Source organism: Shewanella sp. ENK2 (assembly GCF_043568515.1).
Lineage (GTDB): Bacteria > Pseudomonadota > Gammaproteobacteria > Enterobacterales > Shewanellaceae > Shewanella > Shewanella japonica.
The window spans coordinates 1,361,550-1,379,858 of the sequence record NZ_CP171406.1 but is presented as its reverse complement, the minus strand read 5'-3'; the positions used below and the strand labels follow the sequence as shown (position 1 = coordinate 1,379,858).

The window sequence follows — 18,309 nt, the reverse complement described above, 5'->3', positions numbered from 1 at the left end:
GTAATAATATATATTTTATTTATAGGATTAAATTAAATAAATATATTCAAATTTGTATTAGATGAGTAAAACTAGCCACTAGTTCAAAGGTGGTTAGAATAATTTATCTTAGTAGTTATCCGTGAACTAGAGATTCCTACGGGTTCGTAACAAGCTTATACTCATAATGTATTTCCAGATTTATCGATTGAAGACCTTGGTAAATCACTAAACCAAAGGTGCTAGCTTCATGAGCTCGGCAATGTTTTGCACGCCCAGCTTTTCCATTAATTTGGAACGATGAACTTCAATGGTTCTGACCGCTACGCATAATTCGTTAGACATCTGTTTATTGGTGTTACCGGCAATAACCAGTTTGAAGATTTGATTCTCGCGCTCTGACAAGCTATCAATTAAGGCTAAGTTATCCATTTTCCAATGTTGACGCGTACTGTACTGCAGCCCCTTTTCAATCGACTGAGCTAACACTTTGCCTTGAACTGGCTTTTGAAAGAAATCAAACGCACCTTGTTTAAATGCATCCACCGCCATGGGTACATCACCGTGACCTGTGAGGAAAATAATCGATAATGGGCTCTTTGCTTCAACTAGTAATTGCTGCACTTCTGGGCCACTGAGGCCTGGCATTCTGGCGTCTAAAATAACGCAGCCAGCCTGTGATAAATCAACATTCGCTAAAAAGCGGTCACCAGAATTAAAACTCTCGATTTGATAACCAAAGCCATCCATTAAAAAGGTGATTGAGTCGATGATGGCATCGTCATCATCCACTAGATAAACAGGTCCCATAGTATTTTGCTGCACAGTAAATCCTTGCTTAAAGCGAATGCTTAATTGATAAGTATCTCAGTTTGAATGTATAAGCGAACTAATTTTGCACAAACCATGAAATGCATCACGTTGCGCCAGAGTTACTCACCGTAAGCTTATTATAGTTTTCTAATGAAAGGTTTTATTGTGCTGCGGATATTGCTTTGTTTTATCGCTATTAGCTTTTTGTCACCAGTTTGGGCTAAACCGCAAGAGCTTTATGTCGGTGTGCTTGCCAATTGGGGCGATCAACAGGCGATTGCTCGTTGGACGCCGATGATGGATTACTTGAATGAACAGGTACCAGATACCCGATTTCATGTTTATCCAGGTAATTTCGAAGCCTTGAATGCGGCAATGGAATCAGGAAAAATCCAGTTTATTATTACCAACCCTGGGCAATATCTTTATTTATCCAATCAGTTCCCTTTATCTTGGCTTGCCACGATGCGTTCAAGGCGTCATAACGGCGCTACCTCTGCTATTGGCTCTGCCATTATTGTTAGGGCTGACAGTGATTACCGCACCTTGTACGACTTAAAGCAAAAAACCATTGCGGCTAGTGATCCTCATGCGTTGGGAGGCTATCAAGCTACCATTGGCCTGATGCATAAATTGGGCATGGACACTAAAAATTACTTTAAAGAGATTAAGTTTCTTGGGTTCCCGCTCGATCCATTACTGTATCAAGTGCGTGATGGCAATGTCGATGCGGCAATCACGCCCCTATGTACTTTTGAAGATATGGTGGAGCGTGGGCTTATCAAAGAGGATGAGTTTCGCATATTAAATCCTAGCCGCCCTGAAGGTTTTGATTGTCAGTGCAGTACCAAGCTATACCCAAACTGGTCATTTGCCGCTAGTGAGAGTGTCGATATTGAACTCAGTAAACATATCACCCAAGCATTAATGGATTTACCTTCAGAGCATCCGGCTGCCATACAAGCAAAGCTCAAGGGCTGGACCTCGCCAATAAGCCAGTTAGCTGTAATTCAATTGTTCAGTGAATTGCATGTTGAAAATTCGGAAGTTAATCGCTGGGACACCTTATTACGCTGGCTAAATGACAACCGCCATTGGGGGGTGGCGGTGTTGTTATTTATCGTCGCAACTGTGTATCACTTATGGATTGAGTACCGCTTCCATCAAAAAAGTGAGTCGTTAATTGAGTCTGAGCGACAACTAAAACAGCAAGAGCTTGCATTAGAGAAGCTACAAAGTACTGCCATTATTGGTGAAATTGGCGCTGGTTTAGCCCATGAAATAAACCAGCCCATTGCGGCGATTACCAGTTACAGCGAAGGCGCTATTATGAGGCTGGAAAACAATCAGCCTTTTGATGAACAATCAGCCAAAGCATTGCTGACTAAAATCCATCAACAATCCACCCGAGCTGGTGAAGTGGTGCATCGTATTCGTGGTTTATTAAAGCGCAAAGAAGCGGTCATGGTGGATGTCAACATTTTGAGTTTGGTCGATGAGAGTGTGTCATTACTCAAAATTGAATTGGCTAGACACGATATCAGTGTTGAAAACAATATCAAAGGTGAGCCATTTTTTATTACCGCCGATAGAGTTGGCCTGTTGCAGGTGCTGATTAACCTAATTAAAAACAGTATTGATGCGATAAGTGATAGTGCTGAGGCTGTAAAACGAGCCAAAATTGTCATCGCAATGGATTTTAAAGAGCATCAGGTGGATGTTTCGATAATCGATAATGGCCCAGGCTTACCTGAGACATCAGATGCGTTAATGGCAACCTTTTATACCACCAAAGAAAATGGTTTAGGCCTTGGACTTGCGATTTGTAATGAAGTCATCAAGGAGCATGAAGGCGCCTTTAGCCTTAAAAATCGACAAGATATTCAATCTGGTTGCATTGCCAAAATCAGTTTGAAGAAAAGAGGCAGCCAGCAAAAACTCATCGTTTAACGTGAGTAACAACCCACCTCGATAGAGGCTGGTTGAGTCGCATAAATACTGACTATTTTGTTTTTATCACGAAAATAGACAAAATGTGGTTTACCACAATAGCGAAAAAAATAGACATGTGTTGGTGGTTTTTTAAACCGTGAACATAGTCACAAAGCAAGATAACCGTCTTTCGATATGTGGTTTACCACAATATTCAATTGCTCTTTCCTGTTTGAAAATGATGAAAACCTTAGAACTGCTTAATCGTTCTGTTGTCCTGCTAATCCGGATATAAAGTACGCCGATTAAGGTTCTTGGGCATCGTTGTCAATTGGGAGAAGTACCATGAAACTAGATCGGCGAACCTTTATCAAAGGCGCAGGAGCAGGCACAGCAGGTTGTGCACTCGCTGCGCTGCCAGGCTCGATTGCTGCGTTGGGTAGCGTCACTGTGCAAGGGAGTGAAGAGCTAGTCGCAAGTAGCTGCGAGATGTGTTCAACACGTTGTCCTATTTCTGCTCGAGTAGTAAACGGCAAAAACGTTTCTATTTTAGGGAATAAAAAATCGAAATCATTTGGCGGGGCTGTGTGTGCCCGTGGTGGTGCTGGTCATAGTTTACTTTACGATAAGCAGCGTATTGTTAAGCCGCTTAAGCGAGTGGGGGAACGTGGCGAAGGCAAATGGGCTGAAATCGAGTGGGATGAAGCCTACAGTCTGATAGCGGAAAACCTCAATAAAATTAAAGCCAAGCATGGCGCAGAGTCTGTTGCATTTTCTTCTAAGTCTGGCTCGCTTGAAAGCCACCTTTTTCATCTCGCCAAAACCTTTGGCAGCCCAAATACCTTTACTCACGCATCGACTTGTCCAGCTGGTTATGTGGTTGCAGCTAAAGCCATCTTTGGTGGCAAAATTAAACGTGATTTAAGTAACTCAAAGTACATCATCAACTTCGGTCATAACTTGTATGAAGGCATTAATATGTCTGAAACTCGCGGGATGATGAATGCGCAAATGGAAAAGGGCGCCAAGCTAGTGGTATTTGAACCACGCTTTTCTATCGTTGCTGATAAAGCTGATGAGTGGTACGCCATTAAACCAGGTACTGATGTAGCGGTTGCCTTGGCGATTTGTCATACCCTGATTAATGATGATTTATACGATAAAGATTTTGTCGCACAGTACGTTGAAGGCTTTGATGAGTTTGCCAAAGAAGTCAAAAATTACACACCTGAGTGGGCTGAAGCCATCAGTGATGTGCCTGCTGAAGATATTCGCCGCATTACTCACGAGTATGCTGCAGCAGCGCCTCATGCATTAGTGGATTTTGGTCACCGAGCCTCATTTACAACTGAAGAGTTTGAAATGCGCCGCGCACTTTATGCCGCCAACGTGTTAGTGGGTAATATTGAGCGTAAAGGTGGCTTATACTTCGGTAAAAAAGCATCTAGCTACAATAAATATGCGGGCGAAACCGTAGCGCCAACCTTGTCAAAACCTGGGGTGAAAAACCTACCTAAAATTGATGCTAAACGTATTGATATGGTCGATGAGCAATACGCATTATTGTGGTCATCAGGCGGGGTGTATCAAAGCATTTTAGATGCCACCCTTGAAGCAGTGCCTTATCAATTACACGGCTGGGTTATGAGCCGCACCAACCCAATGCAAACCATGACAGACAGAGCACGGATTGTAGAGTCGATGAAAAAGCTCGACTTTGTTGTGGCCTGTGATTTATACATCACTGAAAGCGCAGCTTATGCTGATATATTCCTTCCTGAATCTACCTACCTTGAACGTGATGAAGAAATTAAGGATAAGTCAGGCAAGAACCCAGCTTATTACGTGCGCCAAAGGGTGGTCGATACCATTGGTGACACTAAGCCAAGCTGGCAGATTTGGAAAGAGGTGGCAGATAAAATAGGCCTTGGTGAGTACTTCCCTTGGGAAAATATGCAGACCTTGCAAATGTTCCAAGTGAATAAAGATATTAGCTTGCTGGATAAAATTAAGCGTGATGGCTGGGTAAGCTACGGCAAACCATTAATGTTACGTGAACCGAGCATGGTGAATGCGTTTGTAACCGAATACGCTAATGCCAAAGCCCCAGATGAAGATAGCACTTATGCCAGCCATCTAAGCTTTAAAACGCCGTCAGGCAAGATTGAATTAAGCTCAGATAAAGTGGAAAAAATGGCACCTGGACGCGGCGTGATTAAATACCGCGAAGTCACTATGAAAAAAGCTGATGAGCTATTTTTCATCCAAGGTAAGGTCGCCGTACATACCAATGGCGCAACGCAAAATGTCCCTATGCTGGCTAACTTGATGTCTGATAATGCCTTGTGGATCCACCCGATAACAGCGGGACATATGGGGATTTCGAGCGGCGATAAAATTCGTATCTTCAATGATACAGGCAGCGAAGAGGGTCATGCCTTAGTCACGCCAGGTATTCGTCCTGATACCGTATTTGCTTATATGGGTTGTGGCTCTAAAAACAAAGAGCTTGCGCGTGCCACAGGCAAGGGTATTCATTGCGGTAACTTACTTCCTCATGTCACGGCTCCGGTAACAGGTATGAACCTACATACTACCGGCGTCAAAATAGCCAAGATTTAATCGGAGTTCATTATGACTAAACGTTATGTCCTTGTGCACGATGAAAATAAGTGCATTGGCTGCCAAGCGTGTAATGTCGCTTGTCGCAGTGAAAATAATGTCCCTGAGTCGGTGACCCGTATTCAGGTAAGAGTTGAGGGGCCTTACGGTAATTTCCCTCACCTGCATTTTAAATACAACCGCGTGTCATGTGAGCAATGTGAAAACGCACCTTGCGTGAAAGTCTGTCCAACTGGAGCGGCTTATGTCAACGATGATGGCATTGTATCCATCAATGAAGGTAAGTGTGTTGGTTGCTTGTATTGCGTGGCGGCGTGTCCTTACAAAGTGCGCTTTATTAATCCTGAAACCCGCGTGCCGGACAAGTGTGACTTCTGTAAAGAAACCCGTTTAGCTCGAGGTGAAGATCCTGCTTGTGTGGCAGTGTGTCCAACCCAAGCGCTGACCTTTGGTGATGCCAATGATTTAACTTCTGAAGTGAGTCAGTTGCTAGACACCAAAAATCATTACCAACAAAAAGTGAATCTAGGCACCGAGCCAAGGGTTTATCGTATTCCTAGCCGTAAAGGAGGGATCAAAGCATGAATAATATCTGGGGCTCAATGGAGCAATACGATCCAGTCGTCTGGAACTGGATAATCGCAGTGTATTTATTTATGGCAGGGTTATCAGCAGGTTCAATGCTGGTGGCAATAGGGCTCAAATGGTACAAGCAAAGCCGAGGTTTACCGACAGAAGGGTTACCGGTGATCAAAGCCGCAGCGGTAGTTGGCCCTGTCTCTATTTGTCTAGGCATGGCGCTATTAGTGCTTGATTTAACCAAGCCATTTGAGTTTTACCATATTCTGCTTAACTACAACTTTACTTCGGTGATGGCTTGGGGGTATTAGCATTATTATTTTATATCCCGCTGGTGTTTATATTTGCTGGTTTAGTGTTTGAAAAGCAGCTACTTAAATATGCACCCTGGTTAGCTGGCGTGGCTAAAGTATGTCGCCAACTTGAGAATAGCCTTAACAAGTTGATCTTTATATTGGCGATAGGGGTTGGGGTTTACACAGGCTTTTTATTATCAGCGTTGATTAGCTACCCGATATTAAATACTGCTGTGTTACCTGCACTATTTTTAGCATCAGCTTTGTCGGTGGGTTCGGCAGGTAACATTTTGGTTGCGACCTTATTCTTTAGCAAAAAAGAATCTGACTGTATCGAGCAAGTGCATCGTATCGAATATCCTGTGGCCTTTAACGAAGCCTTATGTCTAGTGTTATTGTTTGTTGGGCTTAACTTTTCAGGCCCTGCAGCGCAAGCGGCAACGTCAGCCATCACTACAGGAACGTGGGCGAGTGTATTCTGGTTAGGGGTTGTTGGTTTAGGTTTAGTTGTGCCAGTGCTTGCTAGCACGATTGCACCTAAGTCATGGCGTCATACAAAAGGGTTTTTAATCACGGTTTCTTGTAGCACCATTCTTGGGGTATTAGCCTTACGTCACTTTGTGGTGTATGCAGGGCAAAGCTATATTAGTTAGCCTGTTTAAAGCTTGGAATTTAATCATCAAAAAAGCCGCTTAACGATTGTTAAGCGGCTTTTTATTACTGAAATTTAAGCTTAGAGTGCTGTCGCTGAATCAGTGGTGATAACATTTGGAGATTGTTGAATTTGAGCTTTTAATGCTGGATCAGATAAGATTTGCAATAACTGATCTCGATATGCTCTTAGTACATTATTTTGTGGTGATTCATCAGCCTTTTCATCAATAACGTCTCTTTCTTTGAGATTTGCTTGATGCGCTAGACCCTGATCTTTATCAAATAAATAAGTATTTACTTCGGTATCAAAGTTAAACGACGAAACCCAGTTTAAATTGATACTGAAAAACCACTCTTGTAAATCAAGCACAAGAAGGTGTTGTGATTCTTGCTCTACTAGTACATCACTCGCAATTGTTTCAGTTGGAACAGCATCTAAATCTGCTGGTTTTACCTGCCAACCTTTATCCGTTAAACCGAGAACAATTCTTTTTTGTAGCCATTCACCAAGAGTAAGTGATTTATCATCTTTTTCTGTGGCGAGTAACGCGTCTACATTCCAATCTACAGGAATGCCAAATGTTGCATGAGCTCGGCCAATAAAGGTTTCAGGTTTACCTTCTTTAACTCTTTTTCGGTTATCAATAACGCTGATTAAAATGGGTTGTTGATTCTGATACTCAGGGGAAGGGCTTTGTTCTTGTAGATTGATAGGGGTAACACAACCTGTAAGCGTAACAATGGTGAAAAACACCAAGAAAAATTTAAACACATCAAATCCTTTTTGTTTGTAAATTATTAGTTAATCCATTTGATTCTACATAAAAAAATGCCGTTAACTCAATTAAGTTAACGGCATTTTTAAATTTGTTTCTAAAAAACTATTAGGTCTTAGCGCGTTTCATCGCGGTGAAGAACTCATCGTTAGTCTTGGTCATTGCCAATTTATCGATAAGGAATTCCATACCTGAAACTTCATCCATTGGATTAAGGATTTTACGTAAAATCCACATCTTCTGAAGTTCATCTGGCGTGGTGAGTTTTTCTTCACGACGCGTACCTGAACGGTTGAAATCAATCGCTGGGAATACACGTTTTTCAGCTGCTTTACGAGAAAGGTGTAACTCTTGGTTACCTGTACCTTTAAATTCTTCGTAAATGACTTCATCCATCTTAGAACCAGTATCGACAAGCGCTGTTGCGATAATAGTTAAGCTTCCACCGTGCTCGATGTTACGTGCAGCACCAAAGAAGCGTTTTGGACGGTGCAGGGCGTTGGCGTCAACACCACCGGTCAGAACTTTACCTGATGATGGAATCACGGTGTTGTATGCACGTGCTAGACGCGTGATTGAGTCTAATAAAATCACCACGTCTTTTTTGTGCTCAACTAAACGTTTAGCTTTTTCGATAACCATTTCTGCCACTTGAACGTGACGTGAAGCTGGCTCATCAAAGGTTGAAGCAATCACTTCACCTTTTACCATGCGTTGCATTTCGGTTACTTCTTCAGGACGTTCGTCGATTAGCAATACCATTAACACCACTTCTGGGTTGTTGTAGGTAATGCTTTGCGCCATGTTTTGAAGTAATAAGGTTTTACCCGCTTTTGGCGGTGCGACAATCAAGCCACGTTGACCTTTACCGATAGGAGAGCATAAATCAAGAATACGCGAGGTAATATCTTCAGTCGAACCATTACCGCGTTCCATGCGTAGGCGATCTTCAGCATGTAGCGGGGTTAAGTTTTCGAATAAGATTTTAGAACGAGAATTTTCAGGCTTGTCGAAGTTTACTTCGTTGACTTTTAGCAGGGCAAAATAGCGTTCACCGTCTTTTGGTGGGCGGATTTTACCAAAGATGGTATCACCGGTACGCATATTGAAGCGTCGAATTTGGCTTGGAGAGACATAAATGTCATCAGGGCCTGCTAAGTAAGATCCATCTGAACTTCTTAAAAATCCGAAACCATCTTGAAGGATTTCTAATACACCGCCACCAAAGATATCTTCACCGCTTTTGGCGTGGGCTTTCAGAATTGAGAAAATGATGTCCTGCTTGCGAGCACGGGCCATATTGTCTAATTTCATGCTTTCAGCGAGTGAAACTAGGTCCGATATAGACGTGTCTTTTAATTCAGTTAAATTCATGTTGGGGGTCTTGTATTACGCGACGATGCTTACCGCAATCAATCATAGGGTATAACGGTGTAGATAAAGTGTGATTGATAAGCGAGTAGGAGTTTAGTTGAAAAAATCTGCTGAATAAATTAGCACTATATGGAGTGTGCGTCCAGAATTTTAGCTAATTATCGGCACAAATTGTTCACATATTGTGCCGATAATCACTATTCAAGCTCAAAATGCGCAGCATCGTCATGATTGATTAGCGTTATTGACTCTCATATATGAGAGTCTCTAAGCCAATAACGAGTCTAATAACAGCACTCGTTATGAATAATATTCAACATTCAATCAGATAGGCTGTGATTCTGATTTGAGGCTTGATTAAGCTTGTGCGTCGATGAACTCTTTTAATTGAGTCTTAGATAGTGCGCCAACTTTAGTCGCTACTAACTCGCCGCCTTTGAACATTAATAATGTCGGAATGCCACGTACACCGTACTTAGCAGGTGAAACATTATTTTGGTCAACGTTAAGTTTAGCTACTGTTAGCTTACCTGCGTACTCTTCAGCTACGTCATCTAAGATTGGGGCAATCATTTTACAAGGACCACACCATTCAGCCCAGAAGTCTACCAATACAGGTAATTCTGAGTTAATAACGTCATTTTCGAAGCTGTCATCGCTTAGGTATACAATTTTATCGCTCATGTAAATCTCCAGATTTGGCACCATTGCTAGTTTATTAATGGCTTACCATGTATATTGGGGCGGTTAAATAGTTTTCAAGTAAACGTGTGGGCTATTTCAAACGATTAAGTCTTTTTTTGCAACACTAACGAGTATGCTTGTGCTATGAGCGAAACACATTTATCTACACAAAGATTCGCCGACTTCCCTCTGAAACCAGAGGTTGTTCAGGCTTTAAACGAAAATGGCTTTGAATTTTGTACGCCGATACAGGCGTTATCTCTCCCCATTTTATTACAACAAAAAGATATTGCAGGTCAGGCACAAACAGGTACTGGCAAGACAATGGCTTTTTTGGTTGCAACCTTTAACCATCTTTTATCCGTTGCCGTGCCAGAAGGGCGACAAGTCAATCAGCCACGTTCAATTATCATGGCGCCGACTCGCGAACTAGCGATTCAGATTGCAAAAGATGCCAAATTATTAGAAAAACATACCGGCTTAAAAGTGGGTATTGTTTATGGCGGTGAAAGCTATGATGTTCAACGCCAAGTGCTTGATGCTGGTGTTGATATCCTTATTGGCACAACGGGTCGTATTATTGATTACGTTCGCCAAGGTGTGATTAGTTTGAACTCGATTCAAGCTGTCGTATTAGATGAAGCTGACCGTATGTTCGACTTAGGCTTTATTAAAGATATCCGTTTCTTGTTTAGACGTATGCCTGATGCGAAATCTCGCTTGAATATGCTTTATTCAGCGACATTATCAATGAAGGTACAAGAGCTAGCTTATGATCATATGAATGATCCTGAGAAAGTCGAAATTGCGCCCGAGCAAAAAACGTCAAAAAACATCAAAGAAGAAATTTTTTACCCTTCAACAGATGACAAAATGCGCCTGTTGCTAACATTATTAGAAGAAGACTGGCCAGAAAAAGCCATTGTATTCTCTAATACTAAGCACAGCTGCGAAAAAGTATGGTCATGGTTAGAAGGTGACGGTCATCGTGTTGGATTACTGACAGGTGACGTGCCGCAAAAGAAACGAATTCGTATTCTTGAGCAATTTACTAATGGTTCGCTTGATGTGTTAGTGGCAACTGATGTTGCTGCGCGTGGCTTACATATTTCTGATGTATCTCATGTATATAACTATGACTTACCGGATGACTGTGAAGATTATGTTCACCGTATTGGCCGTACTGGCCGTGCAGGTCAAAAAGGCGTGTCAGTGAGTTTTGCCTGTGAAGAATATGCATTAAACTTACCTGCAATTGAGACTTACATTAAGCACTCAATTCCAGTGACAAATTACGATCGTGAAGCGTTACTTGATGATTTACCGCCACCAGTGCGTATTCATCGTAAACACCCAACGACTCGTGGTCGTGATGGTGGTAATCGTAACGGTGCACATCGCAGCGGTGGTCGTCCACCACAAAGGAATCGCAGACACTCGTAAATGACTGGTTCAGCTACATTACCTTGTTACGCCGCGATAACGCTTGGCTCAAATAGCTTTAATATGTTGGTTGCCCAAACATTGGATGGCCAACCAACGATTATTGCTAAATATAAGCAAAAAGTGCGTTTGGCTGAAGGTATTGGCGAGGATAATCGCTTAGCTGAAGATGTCTTGCAACGAGGCTTAGATTGCTTGCAGATGTTTGCTGATATGCTTGATAAGCATCAAGTGGCTCAGCAACACGTCGCTGTATTTGCGACAGCAACACTCCGTGTTATTTCTAATGCGGCTGAATTCCATCAACGTGCGTTACCGATATTAGGTCACCCTATCGAAGTGATCAGTGGTTTACGTGAAGCAGAGCTTATTTATCAAGGCATGGCAGCCACTACCGAAGGCGATGGTCAGCGACTGGTGATTGATATTGGCGGCGCAAGTACCGAGTTTATTATTGGTAATGGCAATGAAGTGCTATTTAAAACCAGCTTAGACTTTGGTTGTGTGCGCTTTAATCAGCAATTTTTCAATCAAGTTCCTTATCAAATTCATCACTTCGAACAAGCTAAAAATGCTGTTGCACAAGCTTTACTGCCTCATCAAGAGTTATTACGTGAGCTCGGCTGGCAGGGCGTTGTGGGCGCTTCAGGTGCAGTGCAATCCGTTGTGTCAGTGCTAAATCATCGTGAACTCTCTGAAATCATCACTTTGAAAGTACTGTATCGTTTTCGCGATGAAGTATTAGTGCAAAAAAATGAGAGCTTACATCATATTCAGGGATTATCTGAAGAGAAAGCACCGACTTTTGCTTCAGGCATCGCCATATTAATCGCCTTGTTTGAGCTATTGGATATTGAGTCGCTCAACTTATCAGGTGGGGCACTTCGTGAAGGGGTACTGCAAATGTTGGCTGACAGAGTTGAGCTGGGCTAAGATTTGAAAAAGTGCTTGTTATGAGCGATCAAAAAAGGACCTAAATAGGTCCTTTTTTATTGTGGCGTATTTGATTTATTTAACGATATTCAATAAATCTTGCTCTAGTGTTACTTCAGGGCTTTCTACGATACGGCCTATCTCTTTATTGTCTTGTTCAACGATAAAGGTTGGGATACGTGTAAACTCATAGTTCGCTGCTAAACCTTCAGGATCAAGCTTGCTGCGATCAACACCAATGTAGGTAACGGTGATATTCGGGTTAGCAACTTCTTCGATTAGCTTCATGAAACGTGGTGTTTCACGATGACAATCAGGGCACCAAGTTCCAATAATCACAACCACATTTGTTGGCGTGGTAATGGCTTTTAATGCTGAGATAGTTGCGGCATCTGTTTGATAGTTTTCAAACTCTTCTGCATAGCCTGGTAAATCTTTTTCTAATGCTGAAATTTCAACAATACCTGTGATAATCACTTCTTGTTTCTCCTCGCTACATGTTGCCATGAAGCCTGATTGCTCTTCATCAAACGCACAGCCGCTGCTAGCTAAGGCTGAACCTACAACCAATTGGCTGCTAAAGAAAAGGGCGGTTGTGGCTAATAATGTTTTAACAGTTTTATGCATGATAAAGTCTCATGAAAGAAGAATGCAATAATTCAATCATTTTGACGTAAGTTAGGGAAGTTGAATATGAGCGACCTGTTAGCTAGATCACTCACAAGGGCAATAATTCAAAGAGAACTTTGAACTTGCCCATAAGTGCGATAAATACTGTTACAGATATAAGAATCTTATTGCATATCATATTCCTGATGCGCGTTTTTTGTCCTTTTGGGGCTGTTTTTCTGTCGAGAAAATATGCCAAGATTTTTCAATTCCTGATTCTTGCCACTTAGCCACAGCAACTAATCTGTGTTCACGTCCCTTGATGGCTGCTGGGATCATATTATCTTCAAAATACACTTGCGAGGTAATGTTTTGCTTGTTGATCCCTTGCGCCACAATCAAGCGGGTAATTTCTTCGGTGCGCTTTTTAGCGAGTTCATGGTTATAGGTATCGCTACCCTCGGGGCTTGTATCACCAATCAAATAAATCTTCGCGTCTGGGTGGTGTTTGACTGCGTTTACCATTTTAGCCAAACGATTCGATTCATACTCAGTCAGTGTGTGTTTATCAAATTCAAACATCACCACACGGCTGGCTTTTTTCTCCACGGTGACGGCATTCTCGCAGCCATCGTTATTGATAACTGAACCGTCAGGAGTCGTTAAGCACAGATCTCGAGCTGTGATAACGCCATCGGCATCGACATCGGTTAAATCACGACTTTGCTGTTCAACCATGGCTGGTTTAGGTGTTTCAATACAGGCTGATAGCATCAATGCCACGAGGCAAACCGGAAGCATATTAAGGTGTTTCATATTACTTCTCCTCTTGCCATTTTGTTGGGGTGTCGACTCTAAATGATTCAATGAGTTGACCTGTGGCATTAATTAATCGATACGACGCAATATGATAATTGTAATAGGCGCTAAGGTAGTTTTTTCTGGCTAAATAGACTTCTACTTTGGCATCTAACACATCAAGAAGTGAGCGTCTTCCTAGCTCAAATTGACGTTGATAGCCTTGCTCTGCTTGCACGGCTTGGTCCACATTCACTTGATAAAACTTACGTTGCTGGCCAACAAATTCATAGGCGTTCCAAGCAAGTCGAGTGCCTTCAATTACTTGTTTTTCAGTTTGCTGACGAATTGATTTTGCTTGTTGTACTTGCCAGGCCGCGGCTTCTGCTCGGTCATTGGTTGAACCGCCATTGTAGAGGTCATAACTGAGCATTAGCATGGCTCGTGCATCTTCATCTGGCCCTTCAATCCCACCAATGTTGTCATTTTTATTGGCTTGAAGTTCAATTGATAACTTAGGCCAGTAGTCACTTTTTTCTCGCTCATACTGTGACGAAGCAGCTTGAGTATCGTTTATTGCCGCATCAATTTCTGGATGGTTTTTAACGGCTTGCTCTAGTGCCAGCTTGAGTGATGTAGGTACATAATTAAAATCGGGCTTGGCATCATGCAGCTCTGTGGGAAGTTGGCCAACTAGGTCGTAATAACGAGCTTGTAAATCCATTTGCTCATTGCGCGCTGCAAGGTATCCCGATTGACTTGTTGCTACACGGGCTTTGACTTGCGCGACGTCTGACTCACTACTCAGGCCTTTTGCTTGACGCAAAATAATGTCTTTTAAGATGTCTTCGTGTTCGGTGATATTACGTTCAGCAAGTCCCACTACACGGTTAGACAGCATTAAATTGAGATACACTGTTGCGATATCTAAGCTGAGGTTTTCAGCTTCAGAAATCAGCCCAAAGCGTTCAGCCTCTTGTTCAAATTCGAGGCGGTCAATTTCTGAAGTGGTTCTAAAACCATCAAATAACAGCTGTGACACTTTCACGCCTAACTCGGTGCGATTTAAATCAGTATCGACGCGTTGGCCGCTGTTATAGCGCACCTCTTCATAGCCTACACCACCATACAGCTTCACTTGGGGTAAATAGTCTCCTACAGCGGCTTTCTTATAGCGAACAGCAGCTTCAAAGCTAGCGTATTTTTGCTGCAGCCTAGGGTGATGATTTATCGCTTCAGCCACTGATTGTTCTAGCGTCATTGCTTGAACTTGAGTGGACATCACTAAAGCAGAAATGAATAGCAGTTTTTGCATAGTATCCTTACCTTCTGGTACCTTTACGGTTCTCTTAGTGCATTTGCTTTGGCTCGTAATAATGGTTTAAGCCAGTAATTTAAAACTGTTTTTTGACCGGTCAAAATATCTGTAGAAGCTTGCATTCCGGGGATAATTGGCCAGCCATTGAGCTGAGTTTCATCTGTTTTTATGTGCGCCTCATAATAGGTGGTGCCATCTTCTAGTTGCTGGGCATCTGGACTGACATAAATCACCTCACCTTTAATGCCACCATAAATGACAAAATCATAAGCGGTGAATTTCACCATGGCTTGCAGTCCAGTATGAACAAATGCGATGTCCTTAGGCGCTATTTGGCTTTCAATAATCAGTTGATCATCTTGCGGCACTATTTCCATGATAACTTGTCCCGGTTCAACCACTTGACCAGCGGAGCGCACCAGAATATTCGATACGCTACCAGTGACTGGCGTAGTGATTTGGGTGCGTTCGAGCCTATCGGCCAGCGCTTTCATGTTTTCGGTTAACGCTGAGAGTTCGTTACTGGTTTTATTGCGCTCATCGGTCATGCGATTAATAAAATCGAGTGCCACATTGCGTCGCTCTGCAACTGCTTGACTGATCGCGGCCTGAAGCTGTCTTTCACTGGCTTGCGAGGCAGATAATTCTCCCTGTAAACGAACTGCGTCTCGCTCAAGTTTTAATAGTTCAAGTTCGGCAACGGCGCCTTCACTAACCGCTTCACGGGTCATACGGATTTCTTGTTTCGCCATGCTAAGACCACTACGTTGAGCCTCGATATTAATATTCACTTCTTCTTTGGCTTGGCGTTTTTGCTCGACGATTTGCGCCGTTTGATCTAATTGTGATATCAGTTGTGAGAGTTGCGATGAGTATATTGCTTGAGCACGACGATTGGCTGAAGGGTCTGCAATCTCAAACTGTTGCGGACTGACTTGCACTTGTGAAAACCATAATGGTTCATTGTCATTGATTTGCACACTTTCAAGTAATGCCTCTAATCGTGTGAGTTGGTTTTTTAAGGCAACGCTATTGAGTCTTGCCTCATGGAATGCTGAGGCAAATCGTAACTCATCTATCACTAATAAAGTTTGTCCCGCATTCACGGTATCGCCTTCTTTGACTAAAATTTCTTTTAAACTGCCACCATCTAAACTTTCTATTTGCTGAACGGCTGTGGCTGGCACCACTTTGCCTTCGCCAACCACCACCTCTTCTAAGGTGGCGAAGGCTGCCCAAGTAATCGTGGCCAAAAGCAAGGCAACAGTCAGCATGATGACAGTGTTGGCACGTTTTGCCCCTTCAAGGTGTTTGATGTGCATGTTGGCACTCATGATTTCACCTCATTGCTTGTATGCTGGCGCACATTGACCGCTTTAATTCGGCGCTTACTGGGCTCAATAAATTCACTGGCAGATTTCTCGCCGATTATCGCCCCTTTATCCATCACTATGATGCGATCACAAAGGCTCAATACTTTGGGATTATGGGATGAGATTAACAGGGTGCAATCAGCCGTATTCATTTTCAGGCTACTGATAATTTGTGTTTCACTGCGCTCATCCATGGCACTTGTTGGCTCATCTAATATCAGTAGTTTTGGTTGTCTGAGTAAAGTACGGCAAAGGGCAATAGCTTGACGTTGTCCGCCCGATAATTGGCGGCCAAATTCACCCACTTGGCTGTTTAAACCACTGCCGAGTCTATCCATTAATTTATCAATACCCGTATTCATCATGGTTTTAGCCAGTAATGCTTCATCCACGTGTTGGAGTCCGTAAAGTAAGTTGTCTAGGACGGTGCCATAGACTAAACAGGGTTGCTGACTCATATAACCGATATGGTCACGAAGTCGATTAACTGACCATTGTTGCGCTTCGAGTTGATTGTAAAAAAGTTGACCTTCATTTAATTGATACTGCCCTGCAATGAGTGCCAGTAATGTTGATTTTCCCGCACCTGCAGGGCCATAAAAACCGACCTTTTCTCCTGCTTTGATATCAAGGGATATGTCATTAAATGCAGTTAGTGGCTGCTCTGGGTAACTGAAACTTGCGTGTCGTAGATGTAGGCTGCCATTAAATGGGAATTGCGACACACTCATTGATTGCTGCTGGTTTTCTTGGGGTAAAGACAAGATAGATTCAACCGAAGTAATTGCTGAGCGAGTCTGTTGGTATTTTAGTAATAGCATGGCTATTTGATTGATAGCACTTGAGGCGCGTCCGCTGAGCATGACGATGGCGATAAGCCCGCCCATGCTCAAGTTGGCCTGATGAATTTGATAAACGCCAGTAATAATCAGGCCAATGGACACTAGCTGCTGACAATTCATCACACTATGGCTTAGGGTATTTGAGCTAATACGGGACTCATTTTGCCAATCTGCAAGACTACTGACGGTTTCATGCCAAATACGTGAGGCTTTAGCTTGACCGTTATTTTGTTTAATTTCGGCTAGCATATTTAGGCTTTCGACTAGATGTGCTTGGCGCTGAGTAGACAGTTTTGATGATTCTTCTATGGTCACTGATAAGCGCTTTTGCATAAAAACACTCAGTAAAATGAGTACGACCATGCAGGTTAATGGCACAAACACCATGACGCCACCTAACCATGCAATTAAAAGCAAAAACAATAGGGTAAAAGGTAAATCCACTGCCGTGACAAGGGTGACTGATGTGATGAAGTCACGAATGCTATCAAATTCTTGTAATTGTTTAGCGAAAGCCCCTGATGATGCGGGGCGGTTTTCAAGCCGCATTCCGACGACTTTTTCAAATAATGTGCTTGAAAGTTTAATATCAACTTGCTTGCCAGCGACGTCAGCAAGACGGGTACGAGCTTGGCGCAGTAACCAGTCAAAAACAATCGCAATAGATGCACCGCTAGCGAGGACCCATAAGGTATCAATGGCTTGGTTGGGCACAACGCGGTCATACACATTCATGGTAAATAATGGTGTGACTAAGGCGAGTAAATTAATGGCCAGAGAACCAATCAGAAAACTGCCGTAAAACGGTTTTACTTCATCAAATGCGGCTAAAAGCCAATGTCTTTTGGTCTCTTTGTGGTGCTCAGTACCTCGCTCGTCGAGTTGTTCGAGCGGCTTGAGATACCAACACAGGCAGTTTTTTTGAGGAAACTGTTGGCTTAATTGTTTGGATGAGATTGTTGATTGTTCACCAGCAGCATTGAGTAAGGTAAAACCTGCAGCTTGTTTTTGGGTAATGAGAAAAACCTGTTGATTAGCATCGGTCAGGAGTGCAGGTAGCGCTAAATGCTGGCTATCAATTTTTTGTGAAGCAGCGTCCAAGCTTATTTTGGCCATCGCCGTGGTGAGTTGGATGGCGATGTCTTTTTGTACGGGCAGTGCTTGCTGCACTTGTTCAGTACTAATGCTTAAGCCAAAGTGAGCTTTGGCTAATACTAAAATATTAACTAAGACTTCATGTTGAGCTATATCGGCATGACTGCTATCTGTAACTGACATTGTAAT

General features: G+C 42.7%; 14 protein-coding genes and 1 pseudogene. 6 read left to right on the top strand and 9 right to left on the bottom strand.

The window, feature by feature from the left end; all coding sequences use genetic code 11:
* Positions 1-207 precede the first annotated feature (207 nt).
* Positions 208-789: a response regulator transcription factor gene (locus ACGEDC_RS06145; RefSeq protein ID WP_248985816.1), complete on the bottom strand. Its 582-nt coding sequence runs from the start codon at positions 787-789 to the stop codon at positions 208-210.
* 153 nt (positions 790-942) lie between these two features.
* Between ACGEDC_RS06145 and ACGEDC_RS06140 the strand changes: the two genes are divergently transcribed.
* From ACGEDC_RS06140 to nrfD, 4 genes and pseudogenes are all read left to right on the top strand, one after another.
* The gene (locus ACGEDC_RS06140; protein ID WP_394497131.1) at positions 943-2,742 is read left to right on the top strand and encodes a sensor histidine kinase; all 1,800 of its coding nucleotides are present in this window, start codon (positions 943-945) and stop codon (positions 2,740-2,742) included.
* Between the two features lie 327 nt (positions 2,743-3,069).
* Complete coding sequence (gene phsA / locus ACGEDC_RS06135; protein ID WP_394497129.1) at positions 3,070-5,346, top strand: thiosulfate reductase PhsA; 2,277 nt, start codon at positions 3,070-3,072, stop codon at positions 5,344-5,346.
* A gap of 12 nt (positions 5,347-5,358) precedes the next feature.
* Positions 5,359-5,931, top strand: a complete 573-nt coding sequence (locus tag ACGEDC_RS06130; protein ID WP_080916960.1) for a 4Fe-4S dicluster domain-containing protein — start codon at positions 5,359-5,361, stop codon at positions 5,929-5,931.
* A pseudogene (nrfD, locus tag ACGEDC_RS06125) lies at positions 5,928-6,874 on the top strand (NrfD/PsrC family molybdoenzyme membrane anchor subunit). Before ACGEDC_RS06130 ends, nrfD begins: the two are co-directional and overlap by 4 nt.
* Before the next feature lie 80 nt (positions 6,875-6,954).
* Here the strand turns inward: nrfD and ACGEDC_RS06120 are convergent.
* The 3 genes from ACGEDC_RS06120 to trxA form a co-directional block, all read right to left on the bottom strand.
* A complete protein-coding gene (locus ACGEDC_RS06120; protein WP_394497127.1) occupies positions 6,955-7,647 on the bottom strand; it encodes a hypothetical protein in 693 nt (230 codons plus the stop codon).
* Positions 7,648-7,759: 112 nt separating this feature from the next.
* Positions 7,760-9,025 (bottom strand): transcription termination factor Rho, encoded by a 1,266-nt coding sequence (rho, locus tag ACGEDC_RS06115; protein WP_065109317.1) that lies wholly within the window; start codon positions 9,023-9,025, stop codon positions 7,760-7,762.
* 357 nt (positions 9,026-9,382) lie between these two features.
* Positions 9,383-9,709 carry a thioredoxin TrxA gene (trxA, locus tag ACGEDC_RS06110; protein ID WP_055023577.1) on the bottom strand — a complete coding sequence of 109 codons (327 nt, stop codon included), beginning with the start codon at positions 9,707-9,709 and terminating at the stop codon, positions 9,383-9,385.
* Positions 9,710-9,853: 144 nt separating this feature from the next.
* On the opposite strand from trxA, the gene rhlB reads away from it, so the two are divergent.
* Both rhlB and ACGEDC_RS06100 read left to right on the top strand, forming a co-directional pair.
* On the top strand, positions 9,854-11,152 hold the full coding sequence (rhlB, locus tag ACGEDC_RS06105) for an ATP-dependent RNA helicase RhlB (RefSeq protein WP_394497124.1): 1,299 nt from the start codon (positions 9,854-9,856) through the stop codon (positions 11,150-11,152).
* Positions 11,153-12,085 (top strand): exopolyphosphatase, encoded by a 933-nt coding sequence (locus ACGEDC_RS06100; protein WP_394497122.1) that lies wholly within the window; start codon positions 11,153-11,155, stop codon positions 12,083-12,085.
* A gap of 75 nt (positions 12,086-12,160) precedes the next feature.
* On the opposite strand, the gene ACGEDC_RS06095 is transcribed toward ACGEDC_RS06100, so the two are convergent.
* The 5 genes from ACGEDC_RS06095 to ACGEDC_RS06075 form a co-directional block, all read right to left on the bottom strand.
* Complete coding sequence (locus ACGEDC_RS06095) at positions 12,161-12,712, bottom strand: thioredoxin family protein (protein WP_065109319.1); 552 nt, start codon at positions 12,710-12,712, stop codon at positions 12,161-12,163.
* Between the two features lie 177 nt (positions 12,713-12,889).
* Entirely contained in the window at positions 12,890-13,510 is a 621-nt protein-coding gene (locus tag ACGEDC_RS06090) for an OmpA family protein (RefSeq protein WP_394497119.1), read from the bottom strand.
* 1 nt (position 13,511) lies between these two features.
* Entirely contained in the window at positions 13,512-14,807 is a 1,296-nt protein-coding gene (locus ACGEDC_RS06085; RefSeq protein WP_394497117.1) for a TolC family outer membrane protein, read from the bottom strand.
* Positions 14,808-14,830: 23 nt separating this feature from the next.
* Positions 14,831-16,144, bottom strand: coding sequence for an HlyD family type I secretion periplasmic adaptor subunit (locus ACGEDC_RS06080; RefSeq protein ID WP_192021642.1), 1,314 nt, complete (start codon positions 16,142-16,144; stop codon positions 14,831-14,833).
* Positions 16,141-18,303 (bottom strand): type I secretion system permease/ATPase, encoded by a 2,163-nt coding sequence (locus ACGEDC_RS06075; RefSeq protein ID WP_394497115.1) that lies wholly within the window; start codon positions 18,301-18,303, stop codon positions 16,141-16,143. Before ACGEDC_RS06075 ends, ACGEDC_RS06080 begins: the two co-directional genes overlap by 4 nt.
* Positions 18,304-18,309: the final 6 nt, after the last annotated feature.